The following is a 20,277-nucleotide window of genomic DNA, read 5'->3' as shown; positions in this document are numbered from 1 at the left end:
CTACATTCTACCATAAAAACAGTCAGAACACTCACATGTGGTGCACAATGGCAAGACAGAGTTCGAGTGCCTTGTCAAAAGCTTCAGAGCCCCAGTCACGACTGTCGTAGTTGTCTAGATCCGCCAAGGAATCTGCGGTAAAGAGCAATTCCCCCCAGACAACCCCACGTAGTTGGGCAACTGCCGCAAGAGCAGAACACTCCATCTCCACAACAGCACAGCCTTCTTCCTTGCGATAGGCAACTTTTTCAGCCGTCTCTCGATAAAAACCATCTGTCGTCCAGGTCATGACCTCCTCGTAAGGAATGCCTCTTTGTTCCAAGACTTGCTCAATGGCAGAGATAGCCTCAATCTGCATCTCCATATAACGAGAAGGCGCTACATAGTGGTAGCTGGTCCCCTCATCTCGCAAAGCGCGAACAGGGACGAGAAAGGCATTTTCCTCTATATCGGCTAGGACACCACAGGTTCCAGTGGAAATGATTTGCTCCACACCATAGCCAATCAACCAATCCATAAACTGGGCCGCTGGGGCAGAGCCCACGGGCGCCTGGGCTAGACAGATCTCCTCGCCCTTGTAGTTGAGGACATAGACTGGATAAGTCTTGGTGGCCGAAACGAACTCACCAACACAATCCGCCCCTACTTCCTGAGCGTAGCGGTCAATCTCCTCCTCCAAAAATGCATAGATGCACTTCTTTGGCAACTTTAAATCTAGCCCCTCGTGATTTGGCATAAGGACCGCCTGAGGATTGTCATCAAACTCTAAAATGGGAATCGCATGTTTCTGAATCATAGCCCACCTCCTCTAATTTTGTACTATTGTATCAAAAGCTGACGAAGTGTCAAGGAGTTGACTTTAGCAAGCCAGTAAACTCCTCTTCCATACACTTGAGAAATCGTTGCGCCGCTGGAGAAGTCGGTTTCTGTTTTGGCAAAGTGATTGAGGACTTATAAAAACATATCAAATCCAATAACAAAAAAGACATGAATCTGAAATAAGCAGAACATGTCTTTTTTAGCTTGTTTGAAAGTCAAGTAAATAAACCTTAGTTCTTCTAGAACTCCCTTATTTCCACAAACCACCTAAAATCTGTTTTTCTAATAAGTCTAGGTCCTCTTCCTCTATTTCTCCGTTGTCACTAACGATATAAAGCTGAGCGAAGTAAGCCAACAACGGGCCAACACAAATACGAACCATTTGAGGAATCGTTAACTCTGGATTTACACGTGGATCTGCTAGCACTTCCTTATGAAGTACTCGAAGTTTATCTTGAATAGCATTCCAGATAAAAATCTGTTCATTTTTTAGTTTTTTATTTGAAAAACTCTCCTGCAGAATGATTTTCATCAAAGCACGATTTTTTTTGAGATAGCTCATACGATCATGGACGAGATAACGAACCCTCTCTTCTGTCGTTTCAAAAGCTAAGAGTTCCTCAAAAAAACTACCGAAAATGCCTGGGACTACAGGATGTAAAATAGCCGTCAGTAGATCATCCTTCGTCTTAAAATACTTAAACAAAGTTGCCTGGCTTAGTCCAGCACGCTCAGCTATGTGAAGAGTTGAGGTCCCATGGTAACTCCTGGTTGATATGAGATCCACTGCTGCCTGCATGATTTTTTTCTTTCCTTGAGGGTAATTCGCTTCTTCTAAGTAATCTTCAAACGATTCAAAAACAGTCTTATCCATCTAATCTTCACACCTTTTTAGCATTATTTATGTTGATTTCTAAACTTTACGATAACGACGCAATCCAACAATATTGAGAATTGTTAAAATGATCAAGAAAATCATTAAAACACCAAGATTTGACAAAATATCACCAAGATTGTGCCCGTAAAGAATAATCTGGCTTATTGCATCACCAGAATAGGTTAATGGCAAAAATTTCCCCACAGTTAGAGCCCATTCTCCCATGGATGACAATGGAATAATTCCTGAGAAAAAAAGTTGGGGCATAATCACGAGAGGAATAAATTGCATCATTTGGAATTCTGATTTTGCTAAAGTAGACAAGAGAATTCCAAAAGCTAGTGCTACAAGAGCCAGTACCACATTAACTATTATAACATTTAAAATACTTCCTACAACTTCTACATCTAGTAGCCAAATTGCTGCTAAAACGACAACTGCCGTTTGAAAAATCGCAATAATACCGTAAGACAACATATAGCCATAGACGATTTCAGATCGTTTCACTGGTGTTGCTAACAAACGTTCTAGTGTTCCACTGGTGCGCTCTTTCAAAAGTGCCATACCTGAAATCAAAAAGACAAAGAAGAAAACTACAAAACCTATCAAAACCGGAATCATACTGGTAAAGAAGCTTGTATTTTCATCTCCATACTGGTAAGACTCCTTGATTTCTGGTGTTTTTGCGTCCGAGTCCAATTGTGAAAGAGCTTGTTTAACACGAGATACTAACTGATCGGTGCCTTCACTGGCGATACTCGTTCGTAACACTTGTCGTATCATAGAGGTCTTGGAGGCATCTGTATTTGCGTAGTCGACCTGATACTCACCGTCTTTATAAGAAATCACAGCATCGACTTTTTCATTTGCTAGCGCTTCTTTGGCTTGATCTAAGTCTTGATAAGTCTCGACGTCCACATGATCGAGCTCATCCATTTTCGTTACCAAACCAGTTGGTAGATCCTGTGTTGCTAACTTGACATTCACGGTTGTACTAGCTGAAAACATGAGGTTCATCAACCACATGATAAAAACAGGTGCTATAAACATCAGGGCTAGAGTTCGTTTGTCACGAAGTAATTCTTTGATGACTTTTTTTGCAATCGCTATTGTTCTCATTTTACTCACCTTCTGCTTTTAAAAATACTTCTTCAATACTTGAAACTTGATAACTTTCTTTTAAGTGTTGCGGTGTATCAAAAGCAATGATTTTTCCACCTAATAATAAGCCGACCTTATCCGTCAACTCTGCTTCATCCATAACATGGGTAGTAACTAATATCCCTACCCCATTGTCTCTAAGCGCGAATAATTCTTTCCAGATTTTCTTTCGAAGAGAAGGGTCGATTCCAACTGTCGGTTCGTCCAAAATCAAGAGTTGAGGATTTCCTAAAAGCGCGATAGCCAGTGACAAACGCCGTTTCATTCCTCCAGAATAACCAGATACCGCCTTGTTTAAGTAGTCTGTCAGATCTACTACTTGAGCTATATAAGCAATTTCCGCCTTTAGGTCTTTTTTAGAAAGCCCCTTTAGCTGACCAAAAAATTCCAGATTTTCTTGGCCTGACAAGGACTCGTATAAAGCATCTGATTGGGCCATATAGCCAATATCTCCTAAAATATGGCGATTGGGCATAGTGTGATTTAACACTAAAGCTACGCCTCCATCAGCCTTTTCCATTCCTAACGTAGTCTTAATCATAGTTGATTTACCAGCACCAGACGGACCAATTAATCCTATAATTTCTCCTGTCTGCAATTCAAAGCTGACATGATTCAGAACTATTTGATGGTCAAAAGATTTTACTAAATCTTGTAAATGTAGTAATGTTTTCATTTACTTCCTCCTTGGTAAGTGATTACTCACTTTTTAAATCACAGAAGCTATTATAGTGAGTAACCACTCACTTGTCAAGAGAAAGGGTTAAATTCTTTAAAAAAAATAAAACACCAGATTCGTATCTGATGTTTATAATGCACATGTCTTATTTCTAAAAATGTTTTTGAACTTCCTCTCTATACTCCGAAATGGTCTTTCCTGTCCACTTTTTAAAGGCTCGTGAGAAGGAGGACACTTCTGAATAACCCAGCAGATAAGCCACATCATCCGTTGTCATGTCAGGATTTTTGAAGTAACCAAAGGCTAGAATCTTCTGCACATTTTGCAATTCTTGGTTAAACTTAGTGCCTTCTGCCGTCAGGTTTCGTTGCAAGGTCCGACTACTAATGCCGAGATTCGCTGCGATATCTTCGATACCAAAGGCACCGCTTGGGATGGCCTGGTAGAGTTTTTGCTGGACGAGACCTGTAAAACTCTCACTGGTCGTGGCTTCTGCCAAGCGCTCTTTGAGCTGTGGTTCTAGATAGTCCAACATGACATTATTTGCTGTCAGGAATGGCTTCTCCAAATCTGACTTTTTAAAGACCAGTTCATTGCCTTCCATGTTTTCTACATGACAGTCAAACACCTTCAGGCTGGCTTCTTCATAGACATATGGAGTCCCAACGTGTACTGGAGTGATGTTTTCTCCTGTCCCTGTCCGAATCAAATCGACCAATAACAACTGTTCATTGAGAAGGGCGAAACGAGGCAAGTCAAACCCTGGATAATCGAAGCGATAGCTCACACGGACAAGGTCCTCAAAGGTTTCAACGCTGACAACAATGGGACCCGTAATTTTCTTGTATTTGGCAAAATGCTCCATCGCTGCGAGACCATTTTTTGACGAAAGTGCCGCAAAGAAAGGAGGCATGAACATCTGAATATCCTTGATACGGCTCATGGCGATAATCTGCTCATCAGTAGCTACTTTGTCAAAAGCCGTCAACAGATGGTAGTAATCAAGGGTTGAAAGGTTCATCTCTTCCTTCCAAGTGGTATCTGGAAGATTGGCCAGTTCCAAAATCATATTCAGATCTAAGCCAATCAATTTTAAATTGTCAATATACTGCTGACTAAGACTCAGACGCATAGGGTTTCTCCTTTATATTAGGAAGCACGCTTCATGAGGGCATCAAACCAACGGTCTGGTAAGATAGCATGCAAGAATACCAATGGTTTAGCTCCCATACCTACTAAGTAGCGGGTTTTAGGACGATGGCTGTTGACTGCTTTGGAAATAGCGTTTGAAATCACTTTTGGATTTGACATCATATTGCCAGAGTATTGCTTCCGCATCCCTTCTGCTGCTTTAGTGGCTGCTGCTTCATAAGCACCACCTTTAGCTGATTCAGCGAGTTTATCAGCAGCGATGAAGCCCCAGTCTGTCTTAATTCCACCTGGTTCGATAATAGAGACATCAATTCCAAAATCAGCGACTTCCATACGAAGACCATCTGAAAAAGCTTCAAGTGCATACTTGGTCGCATGATACCAAGCACCAAAGTAAGATGCCAAACGACCACCCATTGAACCCACATTAATAATGCGACCTGATTTTTGCTTACGCATATAAGGAAGAACGAGTTGTGTCAAGCGAGCTAGACCAAAGATATTGACTTCAAACTGCATCTTGGCTTCTTCAATCCTTACATCTTCAACGGCACCGTATGAACCGTAGCCAGCATTATTGACCAACACATCGATACGATTTTCCTTGCTGATAATGATCTTAAGTGCTTCCTTGATGCTGGTTTCATCTGTAATATCTAAACGAACTGGTGTCACGCCAAAGGCTTCAAGTGGTTTCATGGCAGCCACACGACGGGCAGCGCCATAGACAATATGACCTTCTTTAGCAAGTTGTTCAGCAGTTTGGTAGCCGATACCTGATGAAGCGCCTGTGACTAAGATAACTTTTTTGTTTGACATGTTGATTTCCTCTTTTGTTTTATTTGATTGATGAGACTATTATACGATACAGAATCCGACAAGTAAATGACAGTTTCTGTCAACGGAATGACAATTTACGCCAAAAATTCTGCTAAAAACTATCTTTCTCATTTTATTCATTTTCTGTTATAATAAACTGTTAGAAATTTCAATGAAAGGCCTTCTTATGACAAATCTCATCAAACATAAACGCGTAGAGTTTAGCGAACTCTTTTATGATCTGGTCTTTGTCTACGCGATATCTAAAACGACTGCCCTTATCCATCATCTTCACCACGGAGTCTTATCATTAGATGCTATCTTCGGCTTCCTGATATCCCTTCTAGTTCTGGTCAATTCTTGGATGATTCAGACCGTCTACACGAATCGTTACGGAAAGAATTCTCTTTTCAATATGGTCGTCATGTTCGTCAATATGGCTATGCTACTCTTGATATCAAACATGATTACTAATGACTGGCAGTCCTATTTCCATGCCTTCTGCTGGACGATTGGAACACTGACCTTGACCTTATTTTCCCAATATCTGGTTGAATATCTGCGAAAATCTACCACGCCAGCCAACCGAAAAAGTATCAAGGGCTTTCTTTGGATGACAGGGCTCAGGACCTTGGCTATCTACATAGCTGCACTTCTTCCGATAGATTTTGGTATCTATGTCTATATGTTAGGGATTCTCTTGACCTTTATCATGCCCATCCTATTGACCCGAAAAGTTTCCCATTTTCAAATTAATCTTCCCCACCTGATTGAACGTATCTCGCTACTGGTCATTATTACCTTCGGCGAGATGATTATGGGTCTAGCGGATTTCTTTACACTGGAAAATTTCTCCATTCATTCTATCCTATACTTTATCATCATGGTCAACCTCTTTATGAACTATTTCGGTCAGTTTGACCATGCCATTGATGAAGAAGGTAATAATAAAGGAATCTTCTTGATTTATAGTCATTATCCGATTTTTATCGGCTTGATTATGGTGACTGTTTCTATGAGTTTCTTGGTCAATCCTGAAGCTCACCACCTCTTTGTGACTAGCTTCTTCTATACGGGTATTGGACTTTTCCAAGCTGCAGTCTTGTCAAATGGTCGCTTCAACAAGAGCTACCTTCGCTATGATAGAAAATTTTACGGTTCCCAAGCTGGGATTTTCCTTATCGGATTGGTACTTTCCCTGCTTTTCTCGGCTAATCCTACCATCGTCATTGCTATCGCAACTCTGATGACCTTGGCAATGGAAATCCATTTCACGCATTTTTATATAACCCGAACCAAGAAATTCTCAAGTCCTGATTGGAAGTTATTTTAGCTACAATCCATCTCTCAAACACAAAAACTCTCCCTTCTCTTTCGAGAAAGGAGATTCTTTTTTATCCTTGTCCGCCAGGGGCTGGACCACCACCTTGAGGGCCTCCATTTGGTCCACCGCCTCCAGGCATAGAGTTGACGATTTCCGTTTGTTTTTCGCCGTTGAGATAGATATCTCCACCTGTGTAGGTCGCTGTTCCATCAAAGTCAAATCCTGTTTGACCAGTCATTTTAATGGTTCCGCCTGTGACCGTGATATTGCCGTTTGAGTCGATTGGGTCTGTGTCTCCTTGGCCAACTTCTACTGTCAGGTTCCCACCGTTCATGGTGAAGAAGATTTCACTCTGTTGGGCATTTTTGTTGGCTGCATTAACCCCATCATCTGTCGAATAGATGGTAATGTCCCCACCGTTGATAGTGATGGACTTACCTTCAAGTCCTTCTGTCGAATTCTTGACGGTGTAGGTACCACTATCGATAACCAAATCACCTGATGCGTGGATGCCATCTTCTCCTGCTGTGACGGTGATGTTGTTGTTGGATAGGTACATGGTTCCGACTGAAGTATCCTCGTCATTGTCCACCTTTACGCCATCTTCTTTGGCATCGATGGTCATAGTCGTACCAGTGATGTTGAGTTCATCATTGACATTAAAGGCATCGCCAACTGCTGTGATGTTATAGGTTCCACCCGTGATGTGGAGGGTGTCGTTGGCCTTGATACCATTGTTCTTCTTGCCATCTACATTGAGAGTTCCTTTCCCGTTGATGGTCAAATCCACCTTAGAAAAGAGAGCTGCGTCTGCTTTTTCGTCACTGTTAGAGCTTGAGTCAGAGAGACTGTTGGTGGTTCCCTCTGCTAGAGTCAAGTAGACATGGCCAGCTGATGTCGCAGATATCGCTGCATTGGTATTGGTCATGGTCGCACCTTTTAGGACTAGATGAACATCTGCCGACTTATCTGCCTCGACCTTGATCTGCACTCCGTCAGACTGACCTGAAATCACATAGGTCCCAGATTTTGTGATGGTCACTGTTGATTCAGAGACTGTCACCCCATCTCCAGAGACGTTTGCTGATGAGCCAGATAGCTCAATCTTAGAAGCTGTGCTTTCGTCATAAGAAGTATCATTGTCCTTCTCTGTAAAATAGGATGATTGGTTTGTCTTTGTTGCAGTTGTTGTGGCACTATTTGTCGTTGCATTGGTATTGGATGTAGTTGTTGACTGGGCACATGCTGCCAGCAGCACCATTGCCGTTAAACTCGTTGCGAGTAGGGTCCATTTTTTTGATTTCATACCTTTTCCTCTCCTTCGTATGATATAGCTAGACAGTCTACAGAAAATTCCTGAAACAAAACTAAAACTTTTCTGAAAGTTTCCTTAAATTCAGTTTCGCTCAGTATTCTTTTGAAAGGGCTACTAGAAACAATTTGAGAGTACTAAAATGCATTTAATAGTTTTTAAAAGCAACATCCCCCAGTGCGATGTTTCCTTGACCAAGAAAGCCAAAAAGAAGAAAAATCTATAAGACTAAAGCTCATAAAAAGAACAGCCTCGGCTGTTCTTTTTAGTTTTCTTTTACTGGGATTTCCTTGATAACACGCGCAGGATTGCCAGCTAGGACGACATTGTCTCCAAATGACTTGGTGATCACGGCCCCTGCTCCTGCAACGACATTATTTCCCAGTGTCACCCCGGGAAGGACAATGACGCCACCTCCAGCCCAGAAATTGTCTCCGATAGTGATGGGCTTGCCGTATTCAACCCCTGAATTGCGTTCATCCGGATCCAGTGGATGGAGTGGGGTTAAAAACTGACAGTTGGGGCCAAGCATGGCGTTGTCCCCGATGCGAATCGGACAAACATCCAGCATAGTCAAGTTCCAATTAGAATAAAAATTTTCCCCTAGATGGATATTGACTCCATAATCGACCACCAAGCGTGGATTGATATAAAGATTTTGCCCAGTTGAGCCAAACCAAGTCTTGATAATATCCGCTCCCTTCAAGGAATCTTCTTCCTTGTTAAAGGCAGCCTGTTTTTGGCGAGAAACCTGCGCCAAGGTCCGTAATTCAGGATTCGACGGACGGTAAGGCTCCCCTGCTATCATTTTCTGGTATTCACTGGTCATCTTAACACCTCATACTTACTTTGGACCCATCATATCAAAAAGCCTTTGAAAGGTCAAGAATAGCCTGCTTTCTGGACTCTCGAAACTAATTCCCTCCCAAGTCAAAACAACTTGCTTGACAAAATGTTGACTTCATGGTTTAATATACCCCATAAGGGTATATTTGGAGGTGCCTATGTTTCACTTATTTACAAAAATCGACAGTATTTCTACCAGCGAGTTAGAAGTTAAACTCAAGGAACCGATTCAACTACTAGATGTTCGGACGCCTATGGAATTCCGTAGAGGTCATATCAAAAATGCCAAAAATGTTCCTTTAACGGAAATCGGTTCTTACACACCTGCGACAAAAGAAACACTTTATGTCATTTGTCACTCTGGTCTACGAAGCAAACTAGCTGCGAAAAAGCTAAAGAAAAAAGGCTACGATGTCATCAATGTCCGAGGCGGTATGAGCGCTTGGACAGGCAAGGTCATCTAGAAGCATAAAATAATTGGCTGCGCAGCCTTGAACCTTATCGAAGGTCTGAGCGACCATATCCAAGGTGTCTGCTCGAAGACGATCTGACTAAGGGCAAATAATTTCTAGATGTACGGATAAGTGGTGAATTTCAGGGGGCGACTCAAAGTCGACACCATCCACATTCCCCTAAACGAACTAGGGGAGAACTTGGATGAACCAGACGCCTACATCAGCGTTTTGCGCAGCTAGATCACAGTGCGTATCCTCCAGCAGGCAGGATTTACCGTCCAAAACCTTGATGGCGCTTATTCACTATACAAAATGGCTAATCCAGAAGGAGTCGAATATGGAAACGAGTATCAGCATGGCTGATTTTTATGAAAAATATCTAAATGAAAATCTAAACCTTATCGATGTACGTGAAGTGCACGAATTCCAAGCAGGACATGCACCAGGTGCCAAAAATCTTCCGTTAAGCACATTGGAGCAAGGTTACAAAGAACTCAAACCTGACCAGGAATATCATGTCATCTGTCAAGGTGGAGTCCGTTCCGCATCTGCTTGTGAATTTCTAAGCGCCCAAGGCCTCACCGTTATCAATGTAGAAGGTGGTATGAATGCTTGGCCCGGTCAAGTAGAATAAGCAAAAAACCGATTAAGAAACTTAATCGGTTTTTTCATTTCTGCAACCCGCTGATATAGGGCTCGTAGCCCGTCGCTTTTAAAAAAGAAGCACATTGATGGTATCTAAAAAGAGGTTTGCTCATTGGTATTGGGGGAACTCATCCGTTTGGCCGACATGATTTTTTTATCGAAATAGACTTAAATGCCTTTGTCTGCATTGTTTATCAATAGCAAATTAGTTTATTTCCGTTTAATCAGGTATCGGATGGCCTTTTCTAGGCGTTCCTTTTGAGCCTCGGGGTCGTCTAGTGGTTGGTTGATACAGTCAGTGAGATTTTCAGTAATGATCATCTCAATCACGCGCTCAACGCTAGATTTCACTGCTGTCAACTGCGTAACAATATCTGCGCAGTCACGATCTTCTTCAATCATCTTTTGAATCCCACGTAACTGGCCCTCTGAACGTTTCAGGCGTGTTATATACTTTGAGTTTGTCATTGATTTATCCTTGGTCACTTTTTCTTCATTATATCTCGAATAAGGGGCTTTGTCAAAATTCACTTCCTGTCTGTATTTGTAGGAGGCAACCTTTTCTCTGTATCAGAAAGAAAAGATAGATGAGCATGAAAATGAAAAAGAAACTCTGTCCTTCTTGAAGCTCGATGGGAAGTCACGTTTCCTTTCAACCAACTGACCTTTATGCGTATATCTTGGACAAATTGGACAAAAAGGCTAGGATCACTATCCCATAGACTAGAACTAGAGCCAGCCCAAATCCGATACCAAACCACTTGTAAAACTTGTCCATTCCGCTGTAACGTTCGACATAGGCCCTGGTCGGCTTGTCTGGATCATACCAGACCGTTAGCTCCGAATAAAGGGGGAAATGGGTCCGCATCAAGCTATCAAAGGAAACAAAGGAGTTGCTGTAGCGAGTGATCGAAGACGCTAGCATATCTTCTCTTGTATAATCATTTGAAACTTTAGTAGGACCCCACGGAGTCGTGACCGTTTTGAACATAAAATACTGCAAGGTTTTCTTATAAGCAATCCCATCCACCGTGTATTCGACGATAGGTGGATACCCCTCACGAAAACGGCTATAGCCGATAACCGTTCCAGGAACGGATGACTTGGCAAGGCGGACCAACTTCTGATCTTGAAGATAGAGATAGAGAAAGGTTCCACATACAAATACAAAAGATAGGAAGATGACGATTGTCCCAACTATCAAACCAATCGCTTCTTTAGTCATATGAACTCCTCCTGTTATTTTATACAGTAAAATCTCAAAACTAACTCATCCAGAAGGACATTGAAGCTCTCGAGTCTACTCTTCGGATTTTTCTTTTGACTGTTTTTCTCTCAAATCTTTTACAGATTTCGATATGATATCTCTCACCTGTTCGTCAGTAAGTCCTGGAATCTGGTAATAAGGATTATTGGACTCGCTTTTTGACGGCTTTGTTCCTGAACTTTCGGTTTTAGAACTTTGTTCAGTCGAAGACGAGGATTTCGACTCTGAGGAACTGGATTCTTTGGTCTTAGAGGAACTGGACGACTCAGACTCAGAAGGCTTGGACGTTTCAGGCGCTTTAGAATCAAGCTTAGGCGGATTGTTTACTTGGACGTTCGGCTGTTTCACAGGTTTATAGAATAGCCCAAAAGACAGCAGCAAGGCCATCAAGATCCCAATGCCAGCCAAGGTTCTTTTATTAGCTTCAGCCGAGGGAACCTTTACTCCCTTTGTACTGAGTATTTTCCATTCTGGATGCTCTTTTTCTATGGCTTTTTTCTGTCTCCTAAGAGGACCAAGTAGAAAATGATTAAAAGGCACAATTGTTACCATAGCCACCGTTACAAGCAGGACATAATTGGAATGAGTTGATACCAGTAGAACATCGAGTATAGCAAGAAGAATGAAGAGGAAAAGCCCCACAAACTTACGAACTTGATGCTCTTTTTTGATTTGCAAATAGCTTTCTTGTGACATCATATCCTCTTTTCTATTTCTTCCCCAAATAATACTTTCCCCTGCTTGTATTTTCGTACGGCTAAGAGCCAGCGGATTGGATTGTTTTGAAATAGTAGAAGAACCACGCTAATTGGGACGATCGTTGCTCCGATTGGTACCATGAACATGGACGGCTCAAACCATTCATGTTCATAGTAGGGAAGAAAGGTCCTAGGTATGGCAAAGAACACAACAATAACAAAAACAAATAGAAGAACGAGGATAACAAATAGATACAAGATGATTTTATCGACTGTTGGTTCCTTATCCGGAGATTTTTTCCAAAATTTACTACTTTCAACTGCTTCTTTAAACTGCTCTTCACTTGCTGGGACAAGCGACTTAGCCCCACTGTAGAACAGTTTTTCAAATCCATAAACACTTCCGATAAAAACGAAAAGGATAGCGGCTAGATGGATAGGTGCCATCCACTCACTCAATCTAAAGGGCGCTAGCAAGGAACGAATCCAAATACCGATAATAGTAACTAGCAAGAAAACAAAGAAGACAACCCAAGGCCACTTGGATTTCTTTGAACGGATTGCTGGCATCCTTGGCCTATATAAATGATTTTTCTCATCTTACATTTCTCCCTATTTTCCTTGGCTATCGTCCTGTAATATCTCCATCAGCTCCTTGAACAGTCGTTTGCGCGTTTTCATCCGAAAATCATAGACTATATATGTAAGAATACCAATCCCTAACATGTACATAAGTAAAAACTGAAAATCAGAAACAGCCAGATAACGATAGGCTGAAAAAATCGTTATTAAAACAAAAATGTAGCCAACTACTGTCAACGCCCTTGATTTTCTCCTAAGTGTTTTGATATTGGCTTTTGTCAGCCGGACTTTTCTAAATCTATCTGTCTTCATGTTACGTCGGGTAGACTTGGCAAGGAGAATGGTCCCAAAAACTAAAAAAAGCGACATCAAGATAAAGAAGATTAGATTAAGAGGGGATGAGACATCTCCAAAGGTTTGGTTGAGCAACTTTGACAGCCGTTGCAAGGAATAGATTGCAATAGGGGCTGCAATGGCTGAATAATTCATGCCTTGTTTTACACCGTAGAATACTTGATTCTTCAGATCATAATAGATAAAATAGTCCTCCAGAGGGCCCATACTGATTAAATTTTTTACACTTGTGTCCATCTTATTTCTCGTCTCCTAAACTCAATACGGATGTTCAAACAAAGTTCTACTTTCTCTTAAAAGCATCGTGACAACGATTGCCAGCATTCTAGCCGATTTTCGGCGTTTGCCTTCCTAGAGAAAGAAAAGTTTATTAGTATTATAGCATGAACCCCCAGAAAAGGGAAAATATCCCCAGCAGATATCTTTGCCAGAGCCAAGAAAGCTTTCGTCATTTCATAAAAAAGCGGACAAGTCCGCATTCTAAAAATAGAATGCGAGCTTATCCGCCTTTTTCTATGTCTCTAAAATAAATAATGTGTTTTCCTCGTCTCATCGTGCCAAGCGAATGCGAGTCACAATCCCATCTGGGTCTACAAGATCCAACTCACTCGAATTTAGCCACTTAATCGGAGCTTCTAGCTCTTGTGCTTGCTTAACGATGTCCAAGAGTTCTTCCTTGCTTTCGACCTCAAGGACATAGTAGGCCAAGCCTGGCAAGCCTTGCTCACGCGGAGCCAGCCCTTTTCCAGCCCATTCGTTGACAGCCAGGTGGTGATGGTACTGACCAGCCGCTATCCAACTAGCACTAGGAATGCTAAATTTATCTTCTAGTCCTAACACCTTTTGATAAAACTGGCTCGCCGCGTGGCTATCCTTCACCGATAGATGGATATGCCCCATTCTCGTCCCTTCAGCTAGGATAAAGGGATCTACCTTTTCCCCTAGCTCATAGATGTCCTGTGCCGCAAGGGCTTCGGTCACACCGATAATGCGACCGTCTTCTCGAATATCCCATGAAGACACTGGCTTATCACGGTAGAGTTCAATGCCATTTCCTTCCAAATCCTCTAGATAAATAGCCTCACTGTATCCATGATCTGCACCCCCGACCAGAGGAATCCGCAAATCACTTAGGTGTTTCAAGACATCTGCCAAGGCTTTTCGTGTCGGCAACAGAATCGCCAAATGGTAGAGCCCATAATGCTCCCTTACTTCGCCAGACTTTTCTGCCTGAATCAAGTGAACCAAGGCTTTTCGACCAAGTCCCAAAATCGCTTCTGTCTCTGTTTGGGATAAAATCTCCAAGCCAATAATCTGGTGATAAAAAGCCGTTTGACTCGTTAAATCCTTGACATTTAAAACAGCCTCTGCTAGGTAAATGTGGCTTTGGTATGCATAAGTCATAGGGTGTCTCCTTTTGTTTGTTGTAACTTTGTTAATTACATCAATTATACACTATTGAAATAAAATGTCAACGAAGACAACTCAAAAGAGCTGGAAACCAGCTCTTCTTTTTATTTTACAACAAGCTCGTAGCGAGTTTTGCTGGTGAAAGTTTCCCCTGCTTTGAGAATGACTTGGTTTTTGAGGTCACTGTGAATGGCATCTGGTAAAGCTTGCGCTTCAAGGGCAATCCCATTGTGTTGCACCATTGGCTGGCCTCCGATGATGACACTCTCATCCACAAAGTTTGCTGTGTAGACCACAAAGCAAGGGGCCTCTGTCTTGAACAGCAGGAAACGACCTGAGTTTTGGTCATAAAGGAAACCAGCATTGTCATGACCTGCAGGGAGGGCAAATGGGTGATCCAAACCAGATACCAACTGGATTTGCTCATCTTCCTCTGCAAAGATGTCCTTCAACAAAGCTCCATTGTAGATGTGTTTAACCACATCACGATTAGCATCTGGAGTCTTATCTGGAACACCGTCCGGAGCGATTGGGTAAATGCCCTCCGTATTTAGTTGGAAGACATGGCGGTCAATTGTCTGCGTGAAATCACCAGACAAGTTAAAGTAGCTATGATTAGTTGGATTGACAAGCGTATCCTGATCAGTCGTTACCTTGTAGCTGATTTCGTAGGCGCCAGTTTCTTCCAAGTGATAGCTGATCCATATCTTGAGATTACCAGGAAATCCTCCTGTCCCGTCTGTACGCTCTGTGTAGAGGGTCAAACCATGGTCGCTCACCTCAGTCAATTCAAATAAGCTCGCATCCCAACCTGTTGAACCACTGTGGTTACAGTTGCTGGCATTGTTGACTTCAAGATTATAAGTCTGGCCATTAAGCTCAAATGTCGCACCTGCAATACGGCCCGCTACAGGACCTACACTTGCTCCATGCTTGGGACTATTGCCTACATAGCTATCAAAATCATCAAAGCCCAAAATCACATTGGCAAAATTCCCAGCCTTGTCAGGCGTGACATAGCGCAAGATGGTCGCACCATAGGTCATGATTTCTAGTTGGTAGCCACTGTCCGTCTCAAAGCGATAGGCCAAGACATCCTTGCCCTCATGATTTCCAAATACACGTTCTGTGTATGCTTTCATTCTTCTCTCCTTTGATCCATTTCTCTTAAGTAAACAAACCATAGAGAGTGTATGCACCATCTATGGTTGTAGTTTCTATTTTCAGAATCCTTTGTCAGAAAACCTTAAGTATCTTCTTAACAAAATGGGGTTCTTCTATACTTGTTTTATGCTTCCACACGTTCTTTCCATGAAGTCGCTGTTGTTTGAAGAACTTTGTTGAGTTCATCAATGTTCTCAAATCCAGTTGTGCGTAACCATTCACGAGCTGCTGCTTCACCATCTTTGATGTAGGCTTCAACTGATCCTGCCCAGGTTGCACGGCCGCAAAGAACGCCGTTGAAGTTTGCGCCTGATTCGTGGGCAAAGACAAGTGTTTCTTGGAAAAGTTTCGCTGATACACCTGCACTCAAGTAGATATATGGCAAGTTAGTCGCTTCATCTTGTGCTTTGAAGAAAGCTGCTGCTTCTTCGCGTGTATGCACGATTTCACCATCACCAAAGCCTTCAACGTATTTGACGTTGACTGGAACTTCCACTTTCAAGACATCGATGTTAAAGCGTGGGTCTGAGAAGACTTTCATAGCACCGATAACCTTGTGTGGCTTCACTTTTGCGTATTCTGCTGAACCTGCATCAGCGATTTTTTCATCGTAAGCAAGGATTTCAAGGAAGAAAGGAATATCTTCTGCTACACATTCAGAACCGATGCGTTCAATGTAGGCTTGTTTTTGTTGGTTGAGTTCGTCAGAGCTATCTACGTCGTAGTAAAGCAAGAACTTAACAGCATCTGCACCTTGTTCCTTGATGCGTTTGGCAGACCAAACATCCAAGCAGTCTGGCAAGCGTTTAGTGCTTGTTGTGTCATAACCTGTTTTCTCATAAGCAAGGAGAAGGCCGGCGTTGGCATCAAGCGCTTTTGTAGCTGGAAGTCCATACTCAGGGTCAAGAAGCATAGAGGATGCGTATTTAGTCAATTCATCTGCTACCAATACTTTGAGTTCTTCCATTTGAGCGACTGTTGGCTCTTCTGTTTGGTATTGAGCCATAAGGCGTTTCAAAGCACCACGTTGATCAAAGGCAAGAGCTGAGATAATGCCATTCTCGTCAGAAAGTTTTTGCAAGCAGGCTACTTTATTGGGACTTAATTGTAATTTACTCATAGACACTTCCTTATTTTTGATAGTCATGAATGATCACACCTTGTACCACACGGTTTACGGTACCAGTAGGAGACGGTGTATCTGGTTTGTTTTCTACCTTGAGTGAAGTCAAAAGGGCAAAGAGTTGGGCATAAACGATATAAGGGAAGACACGGTAAATATCGTTCAAGACACCGCCACAACCAAGGGCTACTTCTTTGACATTTTCAAGACCAAAGGCTTGATCACTCAAGAGCACAACACGACGAGCAATCTGATCACCAGCCACTTCACGAACCAAGTCCAAATCGTACTTGCGAGTGTAGTCTGTCGTTGTACCAAAGATCAAAACAACTGTATCTTCGTTGATAAGAGATTTTGGACCGTGACGGAAGCCAACTGGGCTTTCATACATGGTCGCCACTTGACCAGCTGTTAATTCCAAAATCTTGAGCTGAGCTTCATGAGCAAGTCCAAAGAAAGGACCAGCACCAAGATAGATGACGCGGTTAAAGTCGAGGTCAACCAGCTCTTTAACATCTTCTGCATTGTCTAGAATCTTACGCGCAAGGCTCGTCACAACTTCAAAACGTTGAGCTTTCACAGCAAATTCTGTAGGATCAAAGACCAAGAGAGCTGTTAGCATCATAGACGTAAAGCTAGAAGTCATGGCAAATCCAGCGTCATTAGAAGCAGCTGGTTGCAAGAGCAAAAGATTGCGCTCATCGCCATGGGCTTGAAGAGCCAATTTCCCGTCCGCTGCACAAGTAATCGTCACTTGATAAAGCTCATCCACTAAGGCTTTAGCCAAGTCAACAGTTGCCACACTTTCAGGAGAATTCCCACTACGAGCAAAGGAAACAAGGACAGTCGCCACATCTTTTTTCAGATAGGTTTCTGGGTTGGCAACAATATCAGTTGTCGCAATGGCATTGAAATTCCATTTGCGTTCGTCATAGACTTCCTTAAAGTATGGTACCAAGGTATCTCCCACATAAGCAGAAGTACCAGCACCCGTCAAGATGACCTTGATATAGTCATGTTTATCAGCGATCCCTTGCAGAAAGGCTGCAATTTCTTCCCGTTTCGCTTGATAGGCTTCAAAAGCTTCTTTCCATACATCAGGCTGTTGGTAGATTTCACGAGTCGTGATTTCTGCACCCAGTTCAAGTAATTCTTCTTTTGTGTAATTTAGCATAGAGTTCCTCTAATCTATTGTTGTTTCATTCCTATTGAAAATATGGGAATGGGAGTGACTCCCATTCCCATGTATATTTTATACAAGCTGTTCTAACGATTTAGCCGTTATCACATCGTATACTCAATGAAAATCAAAGAGCAAACTAGGAAGCTAGTCGCAGGTTGCTCAAAGCACTGCTTTGAGGTTGCCGGATAAGACTGACGAAGTCAGTAACATATATACGGCAAGGCGACGCTGACGTGGTTTGAATTTGATTTTCGAAGAGTATTATTCGTCTTCGTCATCATCGAAGCCAGCTAACAGGTCGTTGACTTTTACGATGCTTTCTGCAGCACGGCTCCTGTAGTCCGCATCTGCACCTGTAAGGCTTGCATTGATAAATTCAATCACCATTGGCAGATTCATCCCTGCGTAGAGTTCAATGTCGCGACCTTCCATGATCAAACGGCTTACCACGTTACAAGGTGTTCCGCCGAGAAGGTCCGCAAAGACTAGGAAATCATCCAATCCTTCGATAGCAGCTTCAAATTTTGCAGTAAATTCTTCTGGACCATCTTCTGGAAGAAGAGCCACTGCATGAATGTTGTCCTGTGGACCCATGATCATTTCTGTGCTACCTTTAAGTTCTTCACAGAAACGACCATGACTCACCAAAATTAATGATTTACTCATAAATTATGCGCCCATTCCAAGCAAGAATTTACCGATGAATGAAAGACCTACTGCAAGAACGATAATGATACCGATCGCTTTAGTAGAGTTCATACCTTTCTTACCAAGCAACCAGAAGATAAAGGCAGTAAAGATTGCTGGAAGCAAACGTGGGAAGATTGAGTTCAAGATGTCTTGGAAGTCAATCATCTTTTCACCGATTGGCAATTTGTAAGAAATCTCAAAGTTGATCATTGTTGCTACAAGAGCACCCATCATGAAGACACCAAGTACAGATGCAGCGTCAATCAAAGCTGTCAAAGTACTTTGCATGTTGTTGATAAGGTTAACCCCTTCTTTGTAGGCAAATTCCAATTGTTTCCAACGGAAGATGTCATAAGCAACTGCAACTGCGATCCAAAGGAAGATACCCCATGGTTGGCCAGCGATAGCCATAGTTGCTGCGATAGATCCCATGATAGCAGGTACAAGTGAACCAAAGATTGTATCTCCAAGAGGAGCAAATGGTCCCATCAAACCTGTCTTAATACCGTTAACGGCATCTTTTGAACCCACACCATCTTTTTCTTCCATGGCAAGGTCAAAACCAGCGATAATTGTGTGGAAGAATGGTGAAGTATTGAAGAATTGAGTATGAACTTTCATCATTTCTTTCAATTCAGGAGTTCCATCCCCATACATTTTACGCAATTGAGGCAAGATCATGTAAAGGTAACCAGAAGCTTGCATACGTTCATAGTTCCAACCTAATTGGAAAGTAAACAAGCTACGTTTGTTGATTTGATTAAAATCTTCTTTTGTTAGTTTGTAATTAGAATTCGTCATCTTCGATTTCCCCACTTTCTGATGGTGTAGAAGGTGCTGCTACAGCTACTTTTTGGCTGTTCTTAAAGTGAACAACTGCAAGGAAGATACCTACGATAGAGATACCGATCATAGACAAACCTTTGAAGTTGTTAGCAAAGCCAATCTTTTCAGCAACATCAGCAGGAAGAGTACCAAGGATACCCGCAACAGCTCCACCAAGACCTGTTACATATGAGTAAAGAACAGTCAACATAGCTGTCAAACCGAATCCCATTGCAAGGTAGTGAAGATTACGTTTAACTGGAAGGTAACGAAGCAAGATTGCAAATCCAAGACCTGGAAGCATACGACCTGCAAGTGTCAAACCGTCTGCAACCCATTGGTATTCTTTAACAAGGTCTACTACTGATTGTACGAAAGCACCACCAAAAGCAAGAGCGAAGAATACTGGAAGGGCACGAGAAAGAGCCCATGGAAGCGCACCAAGTAGGTAGTTGCGTTCGATACCTTTGTAGTCAAAGCGTTCGATCGCAGCATCAATACGGTGTGCAAAGAAAGTAGTTGTCATACGTCCAAGAACGTCGAAGTATGTCAAAAGTGCTGCTACTGGTACAGCGATTGTTGTAATCGCAAGATCTGTATCAATACCTTGAGAGATAGAGAATGCTGTTGCAAGAACCGCACCAGAAGTTGCGTCGATACGAGAAGCACCACCAAAGGTACCAACCCCGAGAACGAACAACTGCAAGCTACCACCGATAAACAAACCAGTTGTCACATCTCCCATGATCAAACCAGTAATGAAACCAGCGAATACAGGGGAACCTGCAGATGAAACGATTGTCAACTCATCACAGATTTGATAAGCTGAGTACAAAGTGAGAAGTAAAATTTGCCACGGTTGTATCATAACAATGACCTCCTAAAAATTTTT

General features: G+C 42.3%; 23 protein-coding genes. 3 read left to right on the top strand and 20 right to left on the bottom strand.

The features are described 5' to 3' along the window. Positions 1 to 31: 31 nt before the first annotated feature. From B7721_RS00900 to B7721_RS00870, 6 genes are all read right to left on the bottom strand, one after another. Entirely contained in the window at positions 32 to 796 is a 765-nt protein-coding gene (locus tag B7721_RS00900) for a nucleoside phosphorylase (protein WP_049500766.1), read from the bottom strand. Positions 797 to 1,069: 273 nt separating this feature from the next. Then, a complete protein-coding gene (locus tag B7721_RS00890) occupies positions 1,070 to 1,693 on the bottom strand; it encodes a TetR/AcrR family transcriptional regulator (RefSeq protein WP_084877058.1) in 624 nt (207 codons plus the stop codon). 39 nt (positions 1,694 to 1,732) lie between these two features. Continuing rightward, positions 1,733 to 2,815 carry an ABC transporter permease gene (locus tag B7721_RS00885; RefSeq protein WP_084877056.1) on the bottom strand — a complete coding sequence of 361 codons (1,083 nt, stop codon included), beginning with the start codon at positions 2,813 to 2,815 and terminating at the stop codon, positions 1,733 to 1,735. Between the two features lies 1 nt (position 2,816). Continuing rightward, entirely contained in the window at positions 2,817 to 3,533 is a 717-nt protein-coding gene (locus B7721_RS00880; protein WP_084877054.1) for an ABC transporter ATP-binding protein, read from the bottom strand. A gap of 154 nt (positions 3,534 to 3,687) precedes the next feature. After that, entirely contained in the window at positions 3,688 to 4,668 is a 981-nt protein-coding gene (locus B7721_RS00875; protein ID WP_084877053.1) for a helix-turn-helix domain-containing protein, read from the bottom strand. A 17-nt stretch (positions 4,669 to 4,685) separates the two neighbouring features. After that, positions 4,686 to 5,507 (bottom strand): oxidoreductase, encoded by an 822-nt coding sequence (locus tag B7721_RS00870; RefSeq protein ID WP_084877051.1) that lies wholly within the window; start codon positions 5,505 to 5,507, stop codon positions 4,686 to 4,688. A 187-nt stretch (positions 5,508 to 5,694) separates the two neighbouring features. Between B7721_RS00870 and B7721_RS00865 the strand changes: the two genes are divergently transcribed. Further along, positions 5,695 to 6,840 (top strand): low temperature requirement protein A, encoded by a 1,146-nt coding sequence (locus tag B7721_RS00865; protein WP_084877119.1) that lies wholly within the window; start codon positions 5,695 to 5,697, stop codon positions 6,838 to 6,840. 61 nt (positions 6,841 to 6,901) lie between these two features. On the opposite strand, the gene B7721_RS00860 is transcribed toward B7721_RS00865, so the two are convergent. Together B7721_RS00860 and B7721_RS00855 are read right to left on the bottom strand one after the other, a co-directional pair. Then, a complete protein-coding gene (locus B7721_RS00860) occupies positions 6,902 to 8,137 on the bottom strand; it encodes a carbohydrate-binding domain-containing protein (RefSeq protein WP_084877050.1) in 1,236 nt (411 codons plus the stop codon). 271 nt (positions 8,138 to 8,408) lie between these two features. Then, entirely contained in the window at positions 8,409 to 8,972 is a 564-nt protein-coding gene (locus tag B7721_RS00855; RefSeq protein WP_084877048.1) for a sugar O-acetyltransferase, read from the bottom strand. Between the two features lie 175 nt (positions 8,973 to 9,147). Between B7721_RS00855 and B7721_RS00850 the strand changes: the two genes are divergently transcribed. Next, on the top strand, positions 9,148 to 9,453 hold the full coding sequence (locus B7721_RS00850) for a rhodanese-like domain-containing protein (RefSeq protein ID WP_084877046.1): 306 nt from the start codon (positions 9,148 to 9,150) through the stop codon (positions 9,451 to 9,453). 328 nt (positions 9,454 to 9,781) lie between these two features. After that, positions 9,782 to 10,078: a rhodanese-like domain-containing protein gene (locus B7721_RS00840; RefSeq protein WP_000450167.1), complete on the top strand. Its 297-nt coding sequence runs from the start codon at positions 9,782 to 9,784 to the stop codon at positions 10,076 to 10,078. A 221-nt stretch (positions 10,079 to 10,299) separates the two neighbouring features. On the opposite strand, the gene B7721_RS00835 is transcribed toward B7721_RS00840, so the two are convergent. From B7721_RS00835 to B7721_RS00775, 12 genes are all read right to left on the bottom strand, one after another. Continuing rightward, a complete protein-coding gene (locus B7721_RS00835; protein WP_002880547.1) occupies positions 10,300 to 10,557 on the bottom strand; it encodes a metal-sensitive transcriptional regulator in 258 nt (85 codons plus the stop codon). Positions 10,558 to 10,756: 199 nt separating this feature from the next. Beyond that, complete coding sequence (locus B7721_RS00830) at positions 10,757 to 11,314, bottom strand: DUF3592 domain-containing protein (RefSeq protein WP_084877045.1); 558 nt, start codon at positions 11,312 to 11,314, stop codon at positions 10,757 to 10,759. 75 nt (positions 11,315 to 11,389) lie between these two features. Further along, positions 11,390 to 12,052 carry a hypothetical protein gene (locus B7721_RS00825; RefSeq protein WP_084877043.1) on the bottom strand — a complete coding sequence of 221 codons (663 nt, stop codon included), beginning with the start codon at positions 12,050 to 12,052 and terminating at the stop codon, positions 11,390 to 11,392. After that, entirely contained in the window at positions 12,052 to 12,624 is a 573-nt protein-coding gene (locus B7721_RS00820; protein ID WP_239823787.1) for a hypothetical protein, read from the bottom strand. Before B7721_RS00820 ends, B7721_RS00825 begins: the two co-directional genes overlap by 1 nt. 42 nt (positions 12,625 to 12,666) lie before the next feature. Next, entirely contained in the window at positions 12,667 to 13,227 is a 561-nt protein-coding gene (locus B7721_RS00815; RefSeq protein ID WP_084877042.1) for a hypothetical protein, read from the bottom strand. A 312-nt stretch (positions 13,228 to 13,539) separates the two neighbouring features. Beyond that, on the bottom strand, positions 13,540 to 14,394 hold the full coding sequence (locus B7721_RS00810; RefSeq protein WP_084877040.1) for a VOC family protein: 855 nt from the start codon (positions 14,392 to 14,394) through the stop codon (positions 13,540 to 13,542). Positions 14,395 to 14,504: 110 nt separating this feature from the next. Continuing rightward, complete coding sequence (locus B7721_RS00805; RefSeq protein WP_084877039.1) at positions 14,505 to 15,542, bottom strand: aldose epimerase family protein; 1,038 nt, start codon at positions 15,540 to 15,542, stop codon at positions 14,505 to 14,507. Between the two features lie 146 nt (positions 15,543 to 15,688). After that, positions 15,689 to 16,684: a tagatose-bisphosphate aldolase gene (gene lacD / locus B7721_RS00800; RefSeq protein WP_049519184.1), complete on the bottom strand. Its 996-nt coding sequence runs from the start codon at positions 16,682 to 16,684 to the stop codon at positions 15,689 to 15,691. 10 nt (positions 16,685 to 16,694) lie between these two features. Beyond that, the gene (locus B7721_RS00795) at positions 16,695 to 17,861 is read right to left on the bottom strand and encodes an SIS domain-containing protein (protein ID WP_033629164.1); all 1,167 of its coding nucleotides are present in this window, start codon (positions 17,859 to 17,861) and stop codon (positions 16,695 to 16,697) included. A 270-nt stretch (positions 17,862 to 18,131) separates the two neighbouring features. Beyond that, a complete protein-coding gene (locus B7721_RS00785) occupies positions 18,132 to 18,536 on the bottom strand; it encodes a PTS sugar transporter subunit IIA (protein WP_033629163.1) in 405 nt (134 codons plus the stop codon). A gap of 3 nt (positions 18,537 to 18,539) precedes the next feature. Further along, on the bottom strand, positions 18,540 to 19,361 hold the full coding sequence (locus B7721_RS00780) for a PTS system mannose/fructose/sorbose family transporter subunit IID (RefSeq protein WP_000185287.1): 822 nt from the start codon (positions 19,359 to 19,361) through the stop codon (positions 18,540 to 18,542). Next, positions 19,348 to 20,253, bottom strand: coding sequence for a PTS mannose/fructose/sorbose/N-acetylgalactosamine transporter subunit IIC (locus B7721_RS00775; RefSeq protein WP_084859321.1), 906 nt, complete (start codon positions 20,251 to 20,253; stop codon positions 19,348 to 19,350). The genes B7721_RS00780 and B7721_RS00775 overlap by 14 nt, the downstream gene beginning before the upstream one ends. Between the last annotated feature and the right edge of the window lie 24 nt (positions 20,254 to 20,277).

This window comes from Streptococcus oralis subsp. oralis (genome assembly GCF_002096445.1).
Classification (GTDB): domain Bacteria; phylum Bacillota; class Bacilli; order Lactobacillales; family Streptococcaceae; genus Streptococcus; species Streptococcus oralis_N.
This window is presented reverse-complemented; position numbering and strand designations above follow the sequence as displayed.